16 protein-coding genes are annotated in these 19782 nt (G+C 61.6%); 5 read left to right on the top strand and 11 right to left on the bottom strand.

The annotated features are described in order from the left end of the window. Positions 1–49: 49 nt before the first annotated feature. The 5 genes from ACA071_RS11760 to ACA071_RS11740 all read right to left on the bottom strand — a co-directional run bounded on the left by ACA071_RS11760 (position 50) and on the right by ACA071_RS11740 (position 6606). Positions 50–1888 (bottom strand): amidohydrolase, encoded by a 1839-nt coding sequence (locus tag ACA071_RS11760; RefSeq protein ID WP_497644461.1) that lies wholly within the window; start codon positions 1886–1888, stop codon positions 50–52. After that, positions 1888–2502 carry an antibiotic biosynthesis monooxygenase gene (locus ACA071_RS11755; protein WP_497644460.1) on the bottom strand — a complete coding sequence of 205 codons (615 nt, stop codon included), beginning with the start codon at positions 2500–2502 and terminating at the stop codon, positions 1888–1890. The genes ACA071_RS11760 and ACA071_RS11755 overlap by 1 nt, the downstream gene beginning before the upstream one ends. Beyond that, positions 2495–2911: a DoxX family protein gene (locus tag ACA071_RS11750; protein WP_497644459.1), complete on the bottom strand. Its 417-nt coding sequence runs from the start codon at positions 2909–2911 to the stop codon at positions 2495–2497. The genes ACA071_RS11755 and ACA071_RS11750 overlap by 8 nt, the downstream gene beginning before the upstream one ends. A gap of 1740 nt (positions 2912–4651) precedes the next feature. Continuing rightward, complete coding sequence (locus tag ACA071_RS11745) at positions 4652–5575, bottom strand: LysR family transcriptional regulator (RefSeq protein WP_497644458.1); 924 nt, start codon at positions 5573–5575, stop codon at positions 4652–4654. 47 nt (positions 5576–5622) lie between these two features. Continuing rightward, positions 5623–6606, bottom strand: coding sequence for an MBL fold metallo-hydrolase (locus tag ACA071_RS11740; protein ID WP_497644457.1), 984 nt, complete (start codon positions 6604–6606; stop codon positions 5623–5625). Between the two features lie 279 nt (positions 6607–6885). Here ACA071_RS11740 and ACA071_RS11735 point away from each other — a divergent pair, with 279 nt between their 5' ends. Beyond that, the gene (locus ACA071_RS11735; RefSeq protein WP_497644456.1) at positions 6886–7347 is read left to right on the top strand and encodes a helix-turn-helix domain-containing protein; all 462 of its coding nucleotides are present in this window, start codon (positions 6886–6888) and stop codon (positions 7345–7347) included. A 58-nt stretch (positions 7348–7405) separates the two neighbouring features. Here ACA071_RS11735 and ACA071_RS11730 read toward each other — a convergent pair whose 3' ends face one another. Further along, positions 7406–8230: an alpha/beta fold hydrolase gene (locus ACA071_RS11730; RefSeq protein WP_497644454.1), complete on the bottom strand. Its 825-nt coding sequence runs from the start codon at positions 8228–8230 to the stop codon at positions 7406–7408. Positions 8231–8258: 28 nt separating this feature from the next. Then, the gene (locus tag ACA071_RS11725; RefSeq protein WP_497644453.1) at positions 8259–8834 is read right to left on the bottom strand and encodes a flavodoxin family protein; all 576 of its coding nucleotides are present in this window, start codon (positions 8832–8834) and stop codon (positions 8259–8261) included. Between the two features lie 319 nt (positions 8835–9153). Between ACA071_RS11725 and ACA071_RS11720 the strand changes: the two genes are divergently transcribed. Next, positions 9154–11949 (top strand): ATP-binding protein, encoded by a 2796-nt coding sequence (locus ACA071_RS11720; protein ID WP_497644452.1) that lies wholly within the window; start codon positions 9154–9156, stop codon positions 11947–11949. On the opposite strand, the gene ACA071_RS11715 is transcribed toward ACA071_RS11720, so the two are convergent. Next, positions 11914–13374 (bottom strand): ATP-binding protein, encoded by a 1461-nt coding sequence (locus ACA071_RS11715; RefSeq protein ID WP_497644451.1) that lies wholly within the window; start codon positions 13372–13374, stop codon positions 11914–11916. The genes ACA071_RS11720 and ACA071_RS11715 overlap by 36 nt on opposite strands. A 186-nt stretch (positions 13375–13560) precedes the next feature. Beyond that, on the bottom strand, positions 13561–14511 hold the full coding sequence (locus ACA071_RS11710) for a GlxA family transcriptional regulator (RefSeq protein ID WP_497644449.1): 951 nt from the start codon (positions 14509–14511) through the stop codon (positions 13561–13563). A gap of 314 nt (positions 14512–14825) precedes the next feature. Between ACA071_RS11710 and ACA071_RS11705 the strand changes: the two genes are divergently transcribed. After that, entirely contained in the window at positions 14826–15548 is a 723-nt protein-coding gene (locus tag ACA071_RS11705; protein ID WP_497644448.1) for a pirin family protein, read from the top strand. 160 nt (positions 15549–15708) lie between these two features. Here the strand turns inward: ACA071_RS11705 and ACA071_RS11700 are convergent, their stop codons facing one another. Beyond that, the gene (locus ACA071_RS11700; RefSeq protein WP_497644447.1) at positions 15709–16593 is read right to left on the bottom strand and encodes a LysR family transcriptional regulator; all 885 of its coding nucleotides are present in this window, start codon (positions 16591–16593) and stop codon (positions 15709–15711) included. 113 nt (positions 16594–16706) lie between these two features. Between ACA071_RS11700 and ACA071_RS11695 the strand changes: the two genes are divergently transcribed. Then, positions 16707–17948 (top strand): YbfB/YjiJ family MFS transporter, encoded by a 1242-nt coding sequence (locus tag ACA071_RS11695; protein ID WP_497644446.1) that lies wholly within the window; start codon positions 16707–16709, stop codon positions 17946–17948. A 58-nt stretch (positions 17949–18006) separates the two neighbouring features. After that, complete coding sequence (locus tag ACA071_RS11690) at positions 18007–19005, top strand: NAD(P)H-quinone oxidoreductase (protein ID WP_497644445.1); 999 nt, start codon at positions 18007–18009, stop codon at positions 19003–19005. Here ACA071_RS11690 and deoC read toward each other — a convergent pair whose 3' ends face one another. Continuing rightward, positions 19006–19689 (bottom strand): deoxyribose-phosphate aldolase, encoded by a 684-nt coding sequence (deoC, locus tag ACA071_RS11685; protein WP_497644444.1) that lies wholly within the window; start codon positions 19687–19689, stop codon positions 19006–19008. Between the last annotated feature and the right edge of the window lie 93 nt (positions 19690–19782).

Below are 19782 nucleotides of genomic sequence, written 5' to 3'. Positions count from 1 at the left end.
ATGGTGCTTAGAGCGCCGGCACGTTGGGCCGGCGCTTTTTTATGTGCGTTTAGAAAGCAAAACACGAGCAGCCAAAGGCGCCCCAGAAACCCGCAAAATCGCTGACTGGCGCATTCGACAGGCGCGCCTTTTCATGGCTGTGGGAATGCACGCCGCACGGCCCGCTGCAATGGTGAACCTGAGCCTGCATCGGCGACGTCGGGCGCCAGTGACCGGGGACTTTCACCACTGGCGACCAGTCCGGCAGCACCGGTACGCTGGCCGGGCCGAGTTTTTCGAAGTCACCGGCGGCGTACACGACCTTGCCGCCGACCACGGTCAACACCGACTCGATCCACTTGATCGCCTCTTCGTCGACGCTGAAAAAATCGGCGCTGAGGGCTGCAACATCGGCCAATTGGCCAATCTTGATCTGGCCTTTCTTGCCCTGTTCGGACGAGAACCAGGCGCTGCCATGGGTGAACAGCTCCAGCGCGGTCAGCCGCGACAAACCTTCGGCGTGCAACTCCAGACCACCGACAGTACGGCCGCTGACCATCCAGTACAGCGAGGTCCAAGGATTGTAGCTGGACACCCGTGTGGCGTCGGTGCCGGCGCCGACCGGTACGCCCTCGGCCAACATGCGCTTGATCGGCGGTGTCGCTTCGGCGGCTTTGGCACCGTAACGCTCAACGAAATATTCGCCCTGGAACGCCATCCGGTCCTGGATCGCAATGCCGCCACCCAGCGCCCTCACCCGCTCAATGTTCTGCGGGGTGATGGTTTCGGCGTGGTCGAAGAACCACGGCAAACCGTTGAACGGAATGTCGCGATTGACCTTCTCGAACACGTCGAGCATGCGGCTGATGGATTCGTTGTAAGTGGCGTGCAAACGGAACGGCCAGCGTTGCTCAACCAAGTGGCGGACCACCGGTTCCAGCTCGTCTTCCATGGTTTGCGGCAGGTCCGGGCGCGGTTCGAGGAAGTCCTCGAAATCCGCCGCCGAGAACACCAGCATCTCGCCGGCGCCGTTGTGCCGCAGGTAGTCGTCGCCCTGGTGCAGGGTCACGCTCGACGTCCAGTTCTTGAAGTCGCTGAGTTCTTCCTTCGGCTTCTGGGTGAACAGGTTGTAAGCGATGCGGATCGTCAGTTGCTGGTCCTTGGCCAACTGCTCGATCACCTGGTAATCGTCCGGATAATTCTGGAAACCACCGCCGGCATCGATGGCGCTGGTCAGGCCCAGGCGGTTGAGTTCGCGCATGAACTGGCGGGTTGAGTTGACCTGATACTCCAGCGGCAACTTCGGCCCTTTGGCCAGCGTCGAGTAGAGAATCATCGCGTTCGGACGCGCGACCAGCATGCCGGTCGGGTTGCCGTTGGCATCACGGACAATTTCGCCGCCCGGCGGGTTCGGCGTATCGCGGGTGTAACCGGCGACCCTGAGCGCTGCGCGGTTGAGCAAGGCGCGGTCGTAGAGGTGCAACACGAACACTGGCGTGTCCGGCGCGGCCTGGTTCAACTCTTCCAGGGTCGGCATGCGTTTTTCGGCGAACTGGAATTCGTTCCAGCCACCGACCACGCGCACCCATTGCGGGGTCGGCGTGCGGTCGGCTTGATCCTTGAGCATGCGCAGGGCATCAACCAACGAAGGCACGCCTTCCCAGCGCAGTTCGAGGTTGTAGTTCAGGCCGCCACGGATCAGGTGCAAGTGCGAGTCATTGAGGCCGGGGATGACGCAGCGGCCCTTGAGGTCGATGACCTGGGTGCCTGAACCGCGCAGGGCCATGGCCTCGGCATCGGTGCCGACCGCGACAAAGCGGCCGTCGCTGATCGCTACGGCACTGGCCAGCGGGTTTTCGCGGTCAACGGTATGGAATTGGCCATTGAACAGAATCAGATCGGCGTTCATCACGGTTCCTTCTTCGCAGTGGAGTGAGACAACCAGGGCGCGAACAATCGGGTCGCCCTGGGCATGAACAGGTACACCACCGACACCACGATGGTCACGGTGATCAGGAACGTGGCGACCACGTAATTGGACAGGAGGGGGTGGAGCTTGAGCAGCGGTCCCCAGAGCAGCGGCACCAGCAAGGTGTGCGGCAAAATCACCAGCAACGTGACCACGGCCTGTTTCCAGCGCGGCGGCGGTGGCGACGCGGCATCGACCGTTGGCGCGAACCAGAACTCATTGACCGGGTTGACCTCGGTCTGGTCGCCGTCGGCCAGCATCGGCGTGGCTTCGTTGACCAGTTCAAGTCGTTGTGGCGAATCGAGCCAGTGTTGCATCGCCTCGGTGGAACAGAACCGCAACACGCAGGTGTACATGTCGAGGCCGGCGTTTTTGCCGCGCATCACATCCACGCCCAAGTGCCCTTCCTGCTGCCCGGCGATGCTGACGATGTTGCGCAGCCAGGCTTCGTAAGGCACTTCAAAACCGACCTTGACCCGATGTTTGATGATCAGGGTCACGATCTCATCGAAACCCGGCCGCGTGGTTGCTGGGGTGTTTGAGGACTCAGGCATAACGCAAAACTCCGGCGAATCGGTCATTGAGCGCCAGCCGTCCCGGCCCGGCGATAAGGATGCTGGTGAACACAATCAACAGCAGCCAGCCGAACTGCCCTTCGAACAGGCTCCATTGCGGATGCACGATCAACAGCGCCACCAGCAGCAGAAACAGAATAGGCAAACACGCCAAACGCACCAGTACCCCGGCGACGATCAGCAGCGGGCACAACACCTCGGCGAAAATCGCCAGGATCAGCGTGAGATTGGCGCCCAAGTGGAACGGGTCTTCGATGTTTTGCACTTCGGTGCTGTAGTGCAGCAATTTGGGCAAGCCGTGCACCCACAGCAGAAACAACCCGCCGCTGAACCGCAGAAACAAAAGCCCGAAGTCCCGAGCCCGTTCATCCCACGCCGATGCGTTCATGGCCTGCGCGCTCCATTTAAAAATTCACCGGCGTGGCTTCGCCGGCACTTGATCCGATAGTGCCGGGGTGGGAATGGGAAAAATTGAATGTACGTGCTCTTTTTGTGGGTGACTCCTAACCCTCCGGCCACCACACAACCCCGTAGGAGCAAAGCTTGCTCCTACGGGGGATCTTCATGGGGATTGGGACTCTGATCGTTCCCACGCTCTGCGTGGGAATGCAGCCCGGGACGCTCCGCGTCCCATCCAGCGCCGAACGCGGACGTCCATGGAGGCATTCCCACTCGGGAGCATGGGAACGATCATGTGTGTATGTCTGGGGTTACGGGCTCGGGATGTTGAGCGGTTCTGATCGTTCCCACGCTCTGCGTGGGAATGCAGCCCGGGACGCTCCGCGTCCCATCCAGAGCCGAACGCGGAGCGTCCGTGGAGGCATTCCCACGCGGGAGCGTGGGAATGATCATGTGTGTTTGTCTGGGGTTACGGGCTCGGGATGTTGAGCGGTTCTGATCGTTCCCACGCTCTGCGTGGGAATGCAGCCCGGGACGCTCCGCGTCCCATCCAGCGCCGAACGCGGACGTCCATGGAGGCATTCCCACTCGGGAGCATGGGAACGATCATGTGTGTATGTCTGGGGTTACGGGCTCGGGATGTTGAGCGGTTCTGATCGTTCCCACGCTCTGCGTGGGAATGCAGCCCGGGATGCTCCGCGTCCCATCCAGCGCCGAACGCGGAGCGTCCGTGGAGGCATTCCCACTCGGGAGCATGGGAACGATCATGTGTGTATGTCTGGGGTTACGGGCTCGGGATGTTGAGCGGTTCTGATCGTTCCCACGCTCTGCGTGGGAATGCAGCCCGGGACGCTCCGCGTCCCATCCAGCGCCGAACGCGGACGTCCATGGAGGCATTCCCACTCGGGAGCATGGGAACGATCATGTGTGTATGTCTGGGGTTACGGGCTCGGGATGTTGAGCGGTTCTGATCGTTCCCACGCTCTGCGTGGGAATGCAGCCCGGGACGCTCCGCGTCCCATCCAGAGCCGAACGCGGAGCGTCCGTGGAGGCATTCCCACGCGGGAGCGTGGGAATGATCATGTGTGTTTGTCTGGGGTTACGGGCTCGGGATGTTGAGCGGTTCTGATCGTTCCCACGCTCTGCGTGGGAATGCAGCCCGGGACGCTCCGCGTCCCATCCAGCGCCGAACGCGGACGTCCATGGAGGCATTCCCACTCGGGAGCATGGGAACGATCATGTGTGTATGTCTGGGGTTACGGGCTCGGGATGTTGAGCGGTTCTGATCGTTCCCACGCTCTGCGTGGGAATGCAGCCCGGGACGCTCCGCGTCCCATCCAGAGCCGAACGCGGAGCGTCCGTGGAGGCATTCCCACGCGGGAGCGTGGGAACGATCATGTGTGTTTGTCTGGGGTTACGGGCTCGGGATGTTGAGCGGTTCTGATCGTTCCCACACTCTGCGTGGGAATGCAGCCCGGGACGCTCCGCGTCCCATCCAGAGCCGAACGCGGAGCGTCCGTGGAGGCATTCCCACGCGGGAGCGTGGGAACGATCATGTGTGTTTGTCTGGGGTTACGGGCTCGGGATGTTGAGCGGTTCTGATCGTTCCCACGCTCTGCGGGGGAATGCAGCCCGGGACGCTCCGCGTCCCTTCCAGAGCCGAACGCGGACGTCCATAGAGGCATTCCCACGCGGGAGCGTGGGAACGATCATGTGTGTTTGTCTGGGGTTACGGGCTCGGGATGTTGAGCGGTTCGGACATGAATTGGCTGATGCGCGAGCGCAACCATTTCTCTGCCGGGTCGTTATCGTGTACGCCGCTCCAGGCCATCGATAACTGTGCCGCCTCGATTTCAAACGGTGGGTCTTCGGCTCGCAGTGCACAGCCTTCGACCAAGGCGCACGCGGCGTAATCCGGCACAGTAGCGATCATTTCGGTGCCAGCCAGTAATGCGCGCAAACCGCTGAACTGCGGAACACCCAACACCACCCGCCGGCAGCGACCAATCTTGGCCAGGTCCAAATCGATATTGCCGCTCAAGTCCCCGGAAAACGACACCATCGCGTGCGGCCGTTCGCAGTATTCGTCCAACGTCAGCGGGCCGGGCCGTTTGTCCCCGCGCAGCACCTTGCAGGGAATATCCCGCAGTTTCTTGCGCTTGGCATTGGCCGGCAAATCGGTGGTGTAGCTGACGCCCACGGAGATTTCCCCGGAGGCCAGCAATGCCGGCATCAGCAAGTAGTTGGCCCGGCGCACGACGACGATGATCCCCGGCGCCTCTTCCCGCAACTGGCTCAACAACGGTGGGAACAAGCCAAATTCGGCATCGTCCGAGAGCCCGATGCGAAACACATCACAACTGCTGGCCGGTTCGAATTCCTTGGCCCGGCTGACCGCGCCGGAGATCACGTCCATCGCCGGTTGCAGTTCCTTGAGAATCGCCAGCGCCCGCGCCGTCGGCTCCATGCCGCGACCGTTGCGCAGCAGCAACGGGTCGTCGAACAGATCGCGCAAACGCCCCAGCGCGGCACTCACTGCTGGCTGGCCCATGAAGAGTTTTTCGGCGACCCGGGTCAGGTTCTTTTCGAACATCAGGGCTTCGAAAATCACCAGCAGGTTCATGTCGACGCGGCGCAGATCGTTACGGTTCATAGGGACGGTCCATTTGTGTGGTCAACCAGGCACGAGGCTCTCGGACTTTACTCGATCAACGGCACTTTCGCCGCTCGTTTGTAGGGACCGTATTCCACAGGCACCCATTGGAAATGTTTGCCTTCGGCGGCGATATGACCGATGCCCGGGAACGGTAAGTGTGCGGCCGTTACCCAGGTCTTGCTGGTCGCGGCATCGGTGAAGACCTTGTTGCGGCTCTTGATCGCTTGCTGACTGTTGACGTCAAAACCGATCGACACCTCGGGGTGCAGGAATTGCACGGCCAGGTTATGCACCAGGTCACCCATGAACAGAATGCTCTGGCCCTGAGAGGTGAAGCGATAGGTGGTGCTGCCCGGCGTATGCCCGGCCTCCAGCGTTGCCTCGACACCCGGCACCGGTGACTGGCCGGCGTCGAAGGTCTTGAAGCGGCCCGCCGCGACGTACGGAGCGGTCGAGTCCTGGGCGATTTTGAAGTACGGCTTGGCGCCTTCAGGCGCTTTGGTGAGTGCTTGCGGATCGAGCCAGTAATCGGCTTCGGCCTTGGCGGCGTAGACCGTGGCGTTGGCGAACACTGGCTTCTGCTGACCGTCGACCAAGCCGCAGACATGGTCCAGATGCAGGTGGGTCAACAGAATGGTGTCGACCTGTTCCGGCTGATAACCCGCCGCTTTCATGTTGTCTGAGAGCATGCCGGCGGTGGCGCCGATGCACTGCCCTGCCCCGGTATCCACCAGGATCAGTTGCTTGCCGGTGTTGACCAGAAACGCGTTGAACGCGGTTTGCACGCCGGGCGTTTCAATCGAACGACGGGCTAACAGTGCACGAATCTGGCTCTGGGTCAGGCCCTTGAGCAGTTTTGGAGACAGGTCGTTATACCCGTCGAACAATGCGGTGACTTCGTAATCACCGACCGCCAATCGATAGTAACCGGGCACCTGTGTACCGACCTGGGCCGGTGCCGCTGCCATCGAAATCCCGGACGCCAGCGCAACCGCCAGGCCCAGTGTGCAAACCAGAGAATGCTTCATGCCTTCACCTTTGATGTACCGGAGGAAAGCGGCCCGCCCAGGCCCGCCATACGTACCCCATGTTGCACTGCCCCGGCCCTCGCACACTTGCAGCGATGTGCTGAGTTAGCGCGGTTTCTTCGCCCCGAACCGGGCAAGGAATTAACAACGTTTAACTCGCCTGCCAACGCCCCGCGGCCAAAAATGAAGCCCACTGCACACACCTGCTTTCTGCAAAATGGAAGGTGCTGATCCACCGTGCAGTGCGCCCGCGCATTCCCACCGACACGGATACTTGTCATGGCCCATGTTCAGCATTACGCCGTCAGGGCGTCCGCCACGTCGCCGCAAAAAACCAGCACCGGCGGCCTCGCCCCCTGGCGCGAAAACCTGGTCAAGCAACTGATCCTCGAACGCCTGAGCGACAGCCTGGAAGTGACCGAACTGGCCCAGGCCTGTGCGCTGTCGCGCAGTCATTTTTCCCGGGCGTTCAAGTGCAGCACCGGGCTGTCGCCGCAAGACTGGATACGTTGCCAGCGCATCGCCAAAGCCAAGCAATTGATTCGCGATACTGACCTGACCCTGACGCAGATTAGTCTGGAATGCGGATTTTGCGATCAGGCGCATTTTTGCCATATTTTTACCCGCAGCGAAGGCATCAATCCGTTTGCGTGGCGGTGCAAGGTGGTGCGCACACCTACCTTCGAGGGCAAAAGATCGCAGCCTTCGACAGCTCCTACAGGGTCTTGCGCACACCCTTGAATATCGGTGTATGCGCACATCGTAGGAGCTGGCGAACCCTGCGATCTTTTGATCTTGATTAAGCCTTCAAAAACGCCAACAGATCTTCGTTGAGCTGATCCTTATGGGTATCGGTCAAACCATAGGGCGCACCCGGATACACCTTCAGCGTCGAGCCCTTCACCAATCTGGCCGAAGCAATCCCCGCCGCCTCAATCGGTACCACCTGATCCGCATCGCCATGCACCACAAGCGTCGGTACGTCGAACTTCTTCAAATCCTCGGTGAAGTCGGTTTCCGAGAATGCCTTGATGCAGTCATAAGCGTTCTTGTGACCCGACGTCATGCCTTGCAGCCAGAACCAGTCGATCATGCCCTGTGAAGGCTTGGCATCCGGTTTGTTAAAGCCGAAGAACGGACCGGCGGCGAGGTCTTTGTACAGCTGCGAACGGTCCACCAAAGAGGCCTGACGAATGCCGTCGAACACTTCCAGAGGCAAGCCACCAGGATTGGCCTCGGTCTTGAGCATCAGCGGCGGTACCGAAGAAATCAGCCCGGCTTTCGCCACCCGGCCAGTGCCGTGGCGACCAATGTAGCGCGCCACTTCGCCGCCGCCGGTGGAGAAGCCGAACAGCACGACATCCTTCAGGTCCAGCAACTCGATCAATTGCGCCAGGTCATCGGCGTAGGTGTCCATGTCGTTACCCGACCACGGCTGGCTCGAGCGGCCATGACCACGGCGGTCATGGGCAATAACCCGATAGCCCTTGGACGCCAGAAAAATCATCTGCGATTCCCAGCTGTCGGCATTCAGCGGCCAGCCATGGCTGAAGACGATGGGCTGACCAGTGCCCCAGTCCTTGTAGTAAATCTCGGTGCCGTCGCGGGTGGTGAATGTGCTCATGTGGCGTGCTCCTTTTTTGTGGGATGTATCAAAGCGGTGAGTGATGCAGGCGCTCGGCAAGACGCGCGACCCGCTCGCCCAGATGCGCGGCGGTACAGCGATCTTCGGGCGGTGGTGCGTCGTCGGGGGATTGCTCGACGTTCGACTGGGCCATGGCCCCCAGCGAGCTGCCGAGGCGATTGAGTTGCCCGTCGAACAGACCGGTGCTGCTGCGTGCCGGCAACAGGTCGAGGCCGACCCAGATCATCGAATGCTGGGCGGCGAATACCGCCATCTGTAGCAAGGTGTTGAGTTTGTCGCCGCACAGGCAGCCGGAATTGGTGAAGCCTGCCGCGAGTTTGTCGCGCCACGGCTGGGCGAGGTAGAAGGCGGACGTGGCCTCCATGAAACCCTTGAAGGACGCCGAAGCGCTGCCCATGTAGGTCGGGGCACCGAAGATGATCGCGTCGGCCCGGTGCAGGCGCTCCCATTGCGTGTCCACGTCCTCCACCGAAATCAGCCGGCAGGTGCTGCCCAAGTGCCGTTCCACGCCCAGGGCCACGGCTTCGGCCATGACCCGGGTGTGCCCGTAGCCACTGTGATAGACCACCACGACATCGCTCATTCCGGCATCCTCCAGAAGTGTCCATTCCCTTTACAACGCGAAGACAGCGGTCTTCGTTGGACTTGAAGCGTTAGAGTTTTGGGCGTAGACCTGACTCGCGACGAGTTAAACGTTGTTAATTTTCAAATCCGCGGCCAGCGCCGCGCTGCTCTGTTTGTCACACTCACGCCCAATAAATACGGAGCGACCAACGACAGCGGGAACGTCCCAGTCGCAGCGAACACCTGACAGTCAGTCGAGCCCTCATTGCGCTGCCGGACAATCCTGAGGAATATGCTCGAAAACCGCGTACTAGACGGATGCAAGCAGGAGTGACCCGTTGACCCTTTCCCCCGAACAGGCCATCCATTTCGGCCCTTACCGGATCTACTCCGGACAACGCCTGGTGCTGGAAGGCGACCAGCCTTTGCGCTTGGGTCGACGCGCCATGGATATTCTGTTGATCCTGCTGGAGCACGCCGGGAATGTGGTCAGCAAGCAGCAATTGATCGCGCAGGTCTGGCCCAAAAGCGTGGTCGAAGACATCAATTTGCGCGTGCACATGGCAGCACTGCGCAAGGCGTTGGGCGACGGTCAGGCCGGGCAGCGCTACATCGTCACCGTGGCGCAACGTGGATACAGTTTTGTCGCACCGTTTTCTGTGGAGTCCGCCGTGCAAGGTCCGGACGACGTGATTCACGAACCACGCCGGCATAACCTGCCGGTGCGCCGCACCCGCATGATCGGGCGCCAGCACCTGGTGGACAGTGTGGTCACGCACCTGGCCCGCCAGCGTTTCATCACCCTGGTCGGTCCCGGCGGCATCGGCAAGACCACCGTCGCCCTGCGGGTGGCCGAGCAGCTGATCGGTCACTACCGCGACGGCATTCGCCTGTTGGACCTCGCCCCGCTGAATGACCCGGCGATGATCAGCGCGCACCTGGCGACGCTGCTGGACCTGGCCCTGCACGATAACGAGCCGATGAACGGCCTGGCGACCTTCCTGCGCGAGCGGCAGATGCTGTTGGTGATCGATAACTGTGAACACCTGATCGATGCGATTGCGCTGCTCTGCGAAAGCATCCTGCGCAGCGCGCCACAGGTGCACATCCTGGCCACCAGCCGCGAGAGTCTGCGGGCCGAAGGCGAATATGTGCAGCGCCTGGAATCCCTCGATTGCCCGCCGCCGATCGCTGTGCTGGATCGCGCCCAGGCCCTGAGTTTTTCCGCCCTGCAACTGTTCGTCGAGCGGGCAATGGCCAGCCACGACACCTTCGAGCTGAGCGATGAAGAGCTGCCGCTGGCGGTCGAAATCTGCCAGCGTTTGGACGGCATTCCGCTGGCCATCGAACTGGCTGCCGCGCAAGTCGCGAACCTCGGTATCAGTGGCTTGCACACGCAACTGCAAGGCAGTTTTCGCCTGCTGACCCAGGGCGGACAGGCGACGTTGGGCCGTCATCAGACTCTGCGCGCAACCCTGGATTGGAGCTTCGAGCTGCTCAGCACCTGCGAGCAGACCTGCCTGCGCCGATTAGGGATTTTCAGGGGCAGTTTCACCCTGGACTCCGCCGCAGCGGTGATCGTCGGTGAGCACATCGAGCCCAGCGTGGTGTTTGCCTCGATCACGCAATTAGTGGCCAAGTCCTTGCTGAACGTGGAGGTTGGCGATGAAGAGGTGTTCTATCGCCTGCTCGACACCACCCGCAGCTACGCACTGGAAAAACTTCATCTGGCCCGCGAACTCACGGACACCCGGCAACGGCATGCCGAACGCTGCCTGGCCTTGATGGATCAGGCCCAGGACGACTGGGAAAAAACCCCCACCCACCTGTGGATCGAGCGCTACGCCCGCGGTCTGGAAGACATTCGCGTTGCCCTTGAATGGGGCTTGCACGCGAACGGGCCGCAGATGTTGGCGATCCGTTTGACCGCTACATCCATGCCGCTGTGGCAAGAACTGTCGCTGCTCAAGGAACACGGCGTGTACGTGCGCCGATCCCTGGCATTGCTCGATGCCGCCGCCGAGCCCTGCCCGCGCCTGACCATCGCCCTCAAGCTCGCCCTCGGCAGTTGCTGCTACCACGCCCAGGGTGGCACCGCCGAAACCGTCGACGCCTTCGTCAGCGCCAGAACCCTGGCCGAACGTTGCGACGACGTCGCCGGCCAACTGCGGGCGGTGTCCGGGCACATGGCGGTCAATCTCTGTTGTGGCAATTATCAAATGGCCCTGGAGCAAAGTCGCCAATTCGACCAATTGGGTTTACAGGGCGACCCGCTGTTGTCGCTCAGCACTCACCGTTTGCAGGTCCTGGCCCTGCACTTTTCCGGGGATCAGCCTCGGGCGCGGGACAACGCCGAGCAGGTCATCCAACGCATGACCCAGAGCGGCCATCTCAACCGTTTCACCCATGGTTTTGGCGTGCAGTACGATCAGAGCGTTGCCGCCCTGACCATTCTGGCGCGAATTCTCTGGTTGCAAGGACACCCGGAGAAAGCCTGGCGCACCGCGCGTCAGGCGCTGGACATTGCGCTGCAGATCAACCACGGCACGTCGATCTGCTACACCCTGGCGCTGGCCGGTTGTGTGATCGCCCAGTACAACGGCGACAGCGCCACTGCCCGCGACCTCTTGCGTCTATTGCTGGAGCAGGCGCAGAAGCATTCGGTACTGCTGTTTTACAACTGGGCGCGGCAATACGCGCAAGTGATCGATGGCGTCGAGGGACCGCCGCCCGTGCAACCGAATGCCGGGTTGGTAAAAGAGATCATGGTGACTCTCGACGGTGGCTTTGTGGATGAGGGATTGCTGGCGCGGGCGGAAAGTGGCGCGGCCGGTTGGAGCACGGCGGAGATTTTTCGGGCCAGGGGCGATGCGCTACTCACCGAAAAGCGCCCGGACGAGGCCGAAGCTGTGCTGCTGAAAGCCTTGGCGGTGGCGAAAGATCAGGGGGCGTTGGCCTGGGAGCTGCGCAGCGCTACTTCACTGACGCAGCTTTGGCAGCGTCAGGGTCATTACCGGCAAGCCTATGAACTGCTGGCGCCGATTTATGGCCGGTTCACTGAAGGTTTCGCCACGCCGGACCTGACGAAAGTGCGGCACTTACTCGATGAGCTCCGCGGGCAACTGCACGTCTGAGATTCTGCGCGCCCGGCTGTTGTAGTGCGCGTGGCTCAATTCGAGCGCCCGCAAATGACCGCTGTTTTCGAGTTTCTCCAGGGCATAGGTGCGCGTGGTATTGAGGAAGCGATAACGCGGTGTGCCATTGACCTGTTCCACCGACAGCAGCGATTTGCGCGCCAGTCGTTCGACCATCGCCAACAGGTGCATGGGCGGCAACACGGCACAACTGATCACCCCAATCGCCGCATCGAGGGTGAAGGCCATTTTGAACACCGCCAGATGCTGCAACACCATTTGCTCAAGCGGACTCAGGCGTTCGTAGCTCCAGTCCAGCGCGGCCTTGAGGGTCTGATGGCGTGGCACGGCGGTGCGCCGGCCCTGGGTCAGCAGCTGGAAGCAGTTGTCCAGTTGCGCTTGCAGGCCCACCAGCGCCAAGGCATCGATTTGTGCAGCGGCCAGTTCGATGGCCAAGGGCAAACCGTCGAGGCGCCGACAGATATCGCGCACGGCTTTGAGGTCTTGTTCGCGCAGGGTGAAACCTTGTTGCCGGGCGCGGGCGCGGCTGACAAACAGTTGCACCGCCGAATAGCCCATCGCCTCGGTCACGCTGTACAACGCCGAGGCTGGCGGCACCGCCAGGGGCGGCAGGCGCAGCACGGTTTCGTCCCGTGCCTGGAGCGGTTCGCGGCTGGTGGCCAGGATCGACAGGCGTGGCGCTGTGGCCAGCAGGTCGTCGACCAAGGTGCGACAGCGTTCGAGCAGGTGCTCGCAGTTATCGAGCACCAGCAAGGCATGCCGCGAGGCCAGTCCTGCGTCGAATTCCAGGGTGTCGGTCAGGTGAGCAGCGACCTGCGAAGGGTCGTCGATCGTCGCCAGATCAATGATCCACACGCCGTCGCGATAGTGCTGCAACAGCAACTCGGCCACGCGCAACGCCACGGAGGTCTTGCCGATGCCGGCCGGACCGATGAGGGTCATGAACCGTCGCACCGGCAACTGGCGCACCACGCTGCCGACAATCGAATCTCGACCGGTGATCGAGGTCAGCCGCGCCGGCAGGTTGTGCTGGGGCTTGTGCATGCTGTCGATGAAGACCCGCGTCCCGCGCTGCACCGGGGCGATAAAACTGTAGCCGCGCTGGGGAATGTTGACGATGTAGCGCTGGTCGTTCTGGCCATCGCCCAGGGCCCGGCGCAACGCAGCAATGTGTACTCGCAAGTTGATCTCTTCGACCACCGAGGTTGGCCAGACCCGGGCGATCAGCTCGTCCTTGCTGACCACTTGCCCGGCGCGCTCGACCAACACCTGCAAAATGTCCAGTGCGCGCCCGCCCATGCGCAGCGGCCGATCCCCTTCCAGGATCAGCCGTTGGCTGGGATGGAACGCGTAGGGGCCGAAGCGCAGCACCGCATCGCTGATTAAATCTGTAAGGCTGTTCATGCACGTTCACGTGCTGAAGACCTGATCGGGCTCAAGGTACTGCAAGATCCATCGCACACGTCCAATCAGGCTCCCGCATCTCCATCGCAAAGAGTTCACCGGTATCTTGGCAGGCATCGATGACCGCACAACGACCGCGCGGGGAGCGATACGGACATCACGGTGCGCAATACAGACACAGAGGCTCTAGCTGAACTGTTCGCGGTATTGCGCGGGGGTCAAACCGAGTTTTTCACTGAACAGGAACCGCATGTGGCGGACGCTGCCGAAGCCGCTTTTGTAGGCCACGGTCTTGAGCGGCGCGTCGCTGGTTTCCAGCAACTGCCGGGCATGGTCGATGCGTGCACTTTGCAGGAACTCCATGGGCGTCAGGCTCACTTCCCTGGCAAACAGCCGGGCGAAGTGTCGCGAGCTCATGTTCGCCAGGCTCGCCATGCGCTCGATGCTGAAGGCTTCGTCGAGGTGTTCGAGCACGTAGTTCTGCACGCGGGTGATGGGGGTTTCCTGGGGAGCGACCGTGGCCAGCAACGGACTGAACTGCGCCTGCCCGCCCTGGCGTTTCATCACCACCAGCAGCACCTTGGCCACGTCCTGGGCGACTTTTTTGCCGTGGTCCTGAGCGACCACCGCCAACGCCAGGTCGATGCCGGCGGTGACGCCGCCAGAGGTGATGAGATTGCGGTCCTCGACGTAGATCTGATCGGTCTCGACCGTCGCCTTCGGAAAGCCCTTGATCAGCCGTTCGGTGTAGTGCCAGTGGGTGGTGACGCGATAACCGTCCAACAGGCCGGCATGCCCCAGCACGAACGCGCCGGTGCAGATCGAGCCATAGCGTTCGGCGCGGGTGACGGCGCCCCGCAGCCAGATAAGCAAGGGTTGCGGTTTGTCGTTATAGGCGCCGGGGCCGCCGGGGATCAGCAGCAGGTCATAGTGTTCGCTGGCCTGATCGATGTGCACGTCGGCCTGGACATTGACGCCATTGGACGCCCGCAACGGACCGTGCTCGGTGCCGATCATCGACAACACGTAGTGGTCGGCCGGGTCCAGGTAACGGTTGGCGATGGAAAACACCTCCATCGGCCCGGCCATGTCGAGCAGCAGAAAGTTGGGGAACAGCACCATTGCCACGGTTTTCATGGGTTTAACATCATCGAAGGCCGAAGAAGAATCCTTGTAGGAGCAAAGCTTGCTCGCGATAGCGATCTGACCGTCAACATCGTCGCCTGATATACGACCGCTTTCGCGAGCAAGCTTCGCTCTTACAGGGGTTATGTGGTGTGCATTATGGCCAAGTGTGGCGATTGTGTTGGATATGAATACGTGACCCCGCCCACAAAACTGTCAACCTGAGCGAGACAGTATTTCAATTTTCATCTACTTATTGCATCCGCCAGTAACCATTAACCTTCTCCTTACTCGGACGAATTCACGTCCTGACAGGAGATTTCATCATGCTGACCCTTCGCAAAGCCTCGGATCGCGGCGCAGCCAATCACGGTTGGTTGAAGTCGTTCCACACCTTTTCCTTCGCCAACTATCGCAACCCGAAAGAGCAGGGTTTTTCCGACCTGTTGGTGATCAACGATGACCGCGTGGCGGCCGGCAAAGGTTTTGGCCAGCACCCGCACCGGGACATGGAGATTTTCTCCTATGTGCTCGAAGGTGCCCTGGAACACAAGGACACCCTGGGCACCGGTTCGGTGATCCGCCCCGGCGATGTGCAATTGATGAGCGCCGGCAGCGGCGTGGCCCACAGCGAGTACAACCACTCGGCCACCCGTGGCGTGCACTTCCTGCAAATCTGGATCGTGCCTGAGGTCAGCGGCGCCAAACCGCGTTATCAGCAAGAGCATTTCAGCACCCAGAAAAAACGTGGCCGTCTGGCACTGATCATCTCCCCGGACGGGGCCAAGGGTTCGCTGTCGGTGCGCCAGGATGCGCGGGTGTATGCCGGGCTGTTCGACGGCAAGGAAAGCGCAACCCTGGAACTGGCGGCCAACCGCTACGCCTATGTGCATGTTGCTCGTGGCAGTGTCGAGCTCAACGGCGTGCAATTGCAGGAAGGCGACGGCGTACGGGTTCGGGATGAGCAGGTGTTGAGCTTGAGCAATGGCGTGGATGCCGAGGTTTTGGTGTTTGATTTGCGGCCGCAGGAATTGCCGGAAATGCCTTAACAGCAACATGCCCCCGTAGCAGCTGCCGAGCCCCGGCGAGGCTGCGTCCGGCGGCGAAGCCGTCGTAAAATCAGCCATCGCGGTGTTTCAGGTAAACCGAGGTAGCCGGATTGACGACGGCTTCGCCGCCGAACGCAGCCTCGCTGGGGCTCGACAGCTGCTACGGGGGGTACTCACCCGTGCCGGAAAACCCGGCGACAATCTCATCAATCACCGCCCTCACCCGCGCCGTATGCCGCAGATCCGCATGGGTCACCAGCCATACATCGTAAGGCACCGGCCGCGTACGCTCCGGCCACAGCCGGACCAGCCCATCCCGCTCGCCCATGTACACCGGAATCTCGCCTAGCCCGATCCCCGCTGCAATCGATCGACGCACCAACAACCCCGACCCCAGGCTCGACACAATCCGCCCACGGGTCAACGGTTCCGACACCAGCGTCATCTCCTTATTGCCCGCCAGATACGGCTGATACACCACCAAATCATGCCCTTCAAACGCCGAACCCGGCTCGGGCACGCCATGGGTGTCCACGTAGCCTTGGGAGGCATACAGCCCCACCGGCCAGCGCGCAATGCGTCGGGCGATCAGGTCCGGGTTGTCCGGCCGGGCGTTGCGCACCGCAATATCGGCTTCGCGCTTGGCCAGGCTAATCATTTGCGTGGACGCGTCCAGTTGCACCCGCACGTCCGGGTGTTTGTCGTGCAACCGGGCAATCGCCGGGATCAGGAAATCGATGGCCAGTGAATCGGTGGTGCTGACCCGTACGGTGCCGGTCAGCCGATCGTCGAGGCCGAGGATTTGTCGTTCCAGCTCCAACGCCGACACCTCCATTTTTTCCACGGCCTGCAACGCCGCTTCCCCCACCGCCGTCAGTGCGTAGCCTTCGGAGGTGCGCAGGAACAGCGTCGCACTCAAGGACTTCTCCAGCGCCGTGACTCGCCGCCCGACCGTGGCCTGATCGACCCCCAGCACCCGCGCCGCACCACGTAATGTCGACTCTCGGCAAACGGCGAGAAACACCCGCGCGTCATCCCAATTCATACCGCTCTCCCGACAATGCGTATTTGCATCACTGTAGCGCGAAATCGCTGCATTACTGCATCAATAAACCTCGATACGCTGGACGCCAGAGATAACCTCACAGGACAGTTCTCATGCACAGCACTTCAACCACCCCGCCGAGCGCGATCTGGCTGCCAATCTTCGCCGGCCTCTGCGCCAGCCTGGTCAGCATTGGCCTGGCGCGTTTTGCCTACACACCGCTGATTCCGTCGTTGATCCAGGCGCAATGGTTTTCCGCCAATGACGTGGTGTACCTCGGTGCCGCCAATCTGGTGGGTTACCTGATTGGCGCGCTGATCGGTCATCCACTGGCCAGGCGGATGGGCAACAGCACCGCTCTGCGCCTGATGATGCTCGCGGTGACGTTGTCATTTTTTGCCTGTGGCTTTCCGTTGTCGGTGAGCTGGTTCTTCGGCTGGCGCTTGCTGTCGGGTGTTGCCGGTGGCGCGATCATGGTGTTGGTGGCGGCGACCGTATTGCCGCATGTGCCGGTGTCCCGTAGGGGCTTGGCCAGTGGTGCGATTTTTCTGGGCATCGGCCTGGGCATTGCCGGTTCGGGGACGATTGTGCCGCCGCTGCTGAGCCTGGGTTTGCAGAACACCTGGTTCGGTCTTGGTTTGCTGGCGCTGATGTTGACCGTCGCGAGCTGGTTTGGCTGGCCGTCCTCAACGCCGCAACACGCCGCACCGGTGAATAGCGACAGCACGAAGACGCCAGCCCCGCCGGGCCTTTACTTGTTGTTCGCGCAATACGCATTCATGGCGGCCGGGCTCGTGCCGGCGATGGTGTTCCTGGTGGATTTCGTCGCTCGCGGCCTCGGCGCCGGGGCACATGTGGGTGCGCTGATCTGGGTCATGTACGGCTTGGGCGCGATTGTCGGGCCGGTGAGCTATGGTTTTCTCGCCGACAAACTCGGCGCGCGGTTGAGCATTCGGATAGTGCTGGTGATGCAGGCGATGGCCTTGGCGTTGCTGGCGGTTTCCAGTTCTTTCATAGCCCTGGCGTTGCTGGCGGTGATCCTGGGTTCATTCCCGCCGGGCATCGTGCCGCTGGCACTGGCCCGGGTGCATGAACTGGTGCCCAACCATCATCAACAGCAAATTGCCTGGAGCCGCGCCACGGTGTCGTTTGCCACGTTTCAAGCGCTGACCGGGTTTGCCTATTCGGCGATATTCAATGCCAGTGGCGGGCATCACGCGTTGTTGTTTGTGATTGCCTGCGGGGCCATTGTGGTTGCATTGGTCTTGGAGTTAGCGATGCGGTTGATCGCCAGGATCAAAGATCGCAGCCCCCCTGTAGGAGCTGTCGAGAGCAACGAGGCTGCGATCTTTTGATCTTCAACCACAACACACGGTCCCACCTGATAGCCACCTCCCCAACAGGAACCCGAAAATGAACCTGCCCCAAACCATGACCCTGATCGAAATCACCCAGCCCGGCGGCCCTGAAGTCCTGCAACCGCGCGACGTGCCGATGCCCACGGTCGCCGTCGGTGAAGTGCTGATCCGCGTCCACGCCGCTGGGGTCAATCGCCCTGACGTGATCCAGCGCGCCGGCAAGTACCCGATGAAACCCGGCATGAGCCCGATTCCCGGCCTGGAAGTGGCGGGTGAAGTGGTCGCCATCGGCAAAGGGGTCACTGAGTTTGTGCTGGGCGACAAGGTCTGTGCGCTGACCAATGGCGGCGGCTATGCACAATATTGCATCGCCCCGGCCAGCCAGACCCTGCCGATCCCCGATGACATGGACTGGATTCAAGCCGCCGCGATCCCGGAAACCTTCTTCACGGTCTGGGCCAACCTGTTTGAAATGGGCGGTGCCAGCAAAGGCCAACGCGCCTTGATTCACGGCGGCACCAGCGGCATCGGCACCACTGCGCTGATGCTCTGCCGCGAGTTCGGGGTCGAGGCGTTCGCCACCGCTGGCAGCGAGGAAAAGTGCGACGCGATCCGCAAGCTCGGGGCCAAGGCGATCAACTATCGCGATCAGGATTTCGCCCAAGTCATCGCCGAAAAAACCGCCGGCAAAGGCGTCAACGTGATCCTCGACATCATGGGCGGCTCGTACTTCAACAACAACGTCGCTGCCCTGGCGATGGAAGGTCGATTGGTGATGCTCGGCTTCCTCGGCGGCGCCCACGCCGACGGTGTCGACCTGCTGGCGATCATGGCCAAGCGCGCGATCATTACCGGCTCACTGCTGCGCTCACGCACCCAGGAAGAAAAAGCCGCCATCGCCCAAGGGCTGTACGAATACGTTTGGCCAGTGCTGTCGGCCGGGCGTTGCTTGCCGATGATCGACAAGGTCTACCCGTTTACCGACGCGTCGCAAGCCCATGCGCGGATGGAAGCTGGCGATCACATCGGCAAGATTGTGTTGCAGATGGACTGATCAGTAGCCCTCGCCCGCCGACTGCGCGCCACCGATGATCGCGATGCCGGAGCTGCTGCCCAAGCGGGTCGCGCCGGCCTCGATCATCGCCAGGGCGGTCGGGTAATCGCGCACGCCGCCCGAGGCCTTGACGCCGATGTCCGCACCCACGGTGCGGCGCATCAGGGCGACGTCTGCGACGGTGGCGCCGCTGCGGCTGAAACCGGTGGAGGTTTTGACGAACGCTACATTCAGCTCACGACAGATTTCGCAGGCCTTCACTTTCTCTGCGTCGGTGAGCAGGCAGGTTTCCAGGATCACTTTCAGCGGCACACTGCCGCAGGCCTGTTTGACCTGCGCGATATCGTCCTGAACCTCGGCGAACAGTCCGTCCTTCAGCCAACCGATGTTCAACACCATGTCGATCTCGCCAGCGCCGGCGGCAATCGCCCGCTCGGCTTCGAAGGCTTTGCTCTCGCTCAGCCCAGCGCCCAACGGGAAACCGACCACGGCGCAAACCTTGACGCTATACCCCGCCAGATGTTGCGCGGCATGGGGCACTTGCCCGGAATTCACGCACACCGAATAGAAGCCATGCTCCGCCGCCTCGCGGCACAGGGTGGCGATTTGTTCGCGGCTGGCGTCCGGCGCCAGCAAGGTGTGATCGATGTACTGCGCCAGTGCCTGGGGTGGGAGATGGGCCATCGCAAAAACTCCTGTTTGTATATTCAAATGCCCCTGCGCCACAATCGAGGATCATTTGCGCAAAAACGTTACAAAACTCACAATTAATGTTAC

This window comes from Pseudomonas sp. LBUM1646 (assembly GCF_059716165.1).
The sequence above is the reverse complement of the archived record's forward strand: the minus strand, read 5'-3'. Positions and strand labels throughout refer to the sequence as shown.

What these genes read in the sequence shown, in the direction of transcription:
- ACA071_RS11760 (WP_497644461.1), bottom strand. Translation starts at nt 1,888, where the DNA reads ATGAACGCCGATCTGATTCTGTTCAATGGCCAATTCCATACCGTTGAC.
- ACA071_RS11755 (WP_497644460.1), bottom strand. Translation starts at nt 2,502, where the DNA reads ATGCCTGAGTCCTCAAACACCCCAGCAACCACGCGGCCGGGTTTCGAT.
- ACA071_RS11750 (WP_497644459.1), bottom strand. Translation starts at nt 2,911, where the DNA reads ATGAACGCATCGGCGTGGGATGAACGGGCTCGGGACTTCGGGCTTTTG.
- ACA071_RS11745 (WP_497644458.1), bottom strand. Translation starts at nt 5,575, where the DNA reads ATGAACCGTAACGATCTGCGCCGCGTCGACATGAACCTGCTGGTGATT.
- ACA071_RS11740 (WP_497644457.1), bottom strand. Translation starts at nt 6,606, where the DNA reads ATGAAGCATTCTCTGGTTTGCACACTGGGCCTGGCGGTTGCGCTGGCG.
- ACA071_RS11735 (WP_497644456.1), top strand. Translation starts at nt 6,886, where the DNA reads ATGGCCCATGTTCAGCATTACGCCGTCAGGGCGTCCGCCACGTCGCCG.
- ACA071_RS11730 (WP_497644454.1), bottom strand. Translation starts at nt 8,230, where the DNA reads ATGAGCACATTCACCACCCGCGACGGCACCGAGATTTACTACAAGGAC.
- ACA071_RS11725 (WP_497644453.1), bottom strand. Translation starts at nt 8,834, where the DNA reads ATGAGCGATGTCGTGGTGGTCTATCACAGTGGCTACGGGCACACCCGG.
- ACA071_RS11715 (WP_497644451.1), bottom strand. Translation starts at nt 13,374, where the DNA reads ATGAACAGCCTTACAGATTTAATCAGCGATGCGGTGCTGCGCTTCGGC.
- ACA071_RS11710 (WP_497644449.1), bottom strand. Translation starts at nt 14,511, where the DNA reads ATGAAAACCGTGGCAATGGTGCTGTTCCCCAACTTTCTGCTGCTCGAC.
- ACA071_RS11705 (WP_497644448.1), top strand. Translation starts at nt 14,826, where the DNA reads ATGCTGACCCTTCGCAAAGCCTCGGATCGCGGCGCAGCCAATCACGGT.
- ACA071_RS11700 (WP_497644447.1), bottom strand. Translation starts at nt 16,593, where the DNA reads ATGAATTGGGATGACGCGCGGGTGTTTCTCGCCGTTTGCCGAGAGTCG.
- ACA071_RS11695 (WP_497644446.1), top strand. Translation starts at nt 16,707, where the DNA reads ATGCACAGCACTTCAACCACCCCGCCGAGCGCGATCTGGCTGCCAATC.
- ACA071_RS11690 (WP_497644445.1), top strand. Translation starts at nt 18,007, where the DNA reads ATGAACCTGCCCCAAACCATGACCCTGATCGAAATCACCCAGCCCGGC.
- deoC (WP_497644444.1), bottom strand. Translation starts at nt 19,689, where the DNA reads ATGGCCCATCTCCCACCCCAGGCACTGGCGCAGTACATCGATCACACC.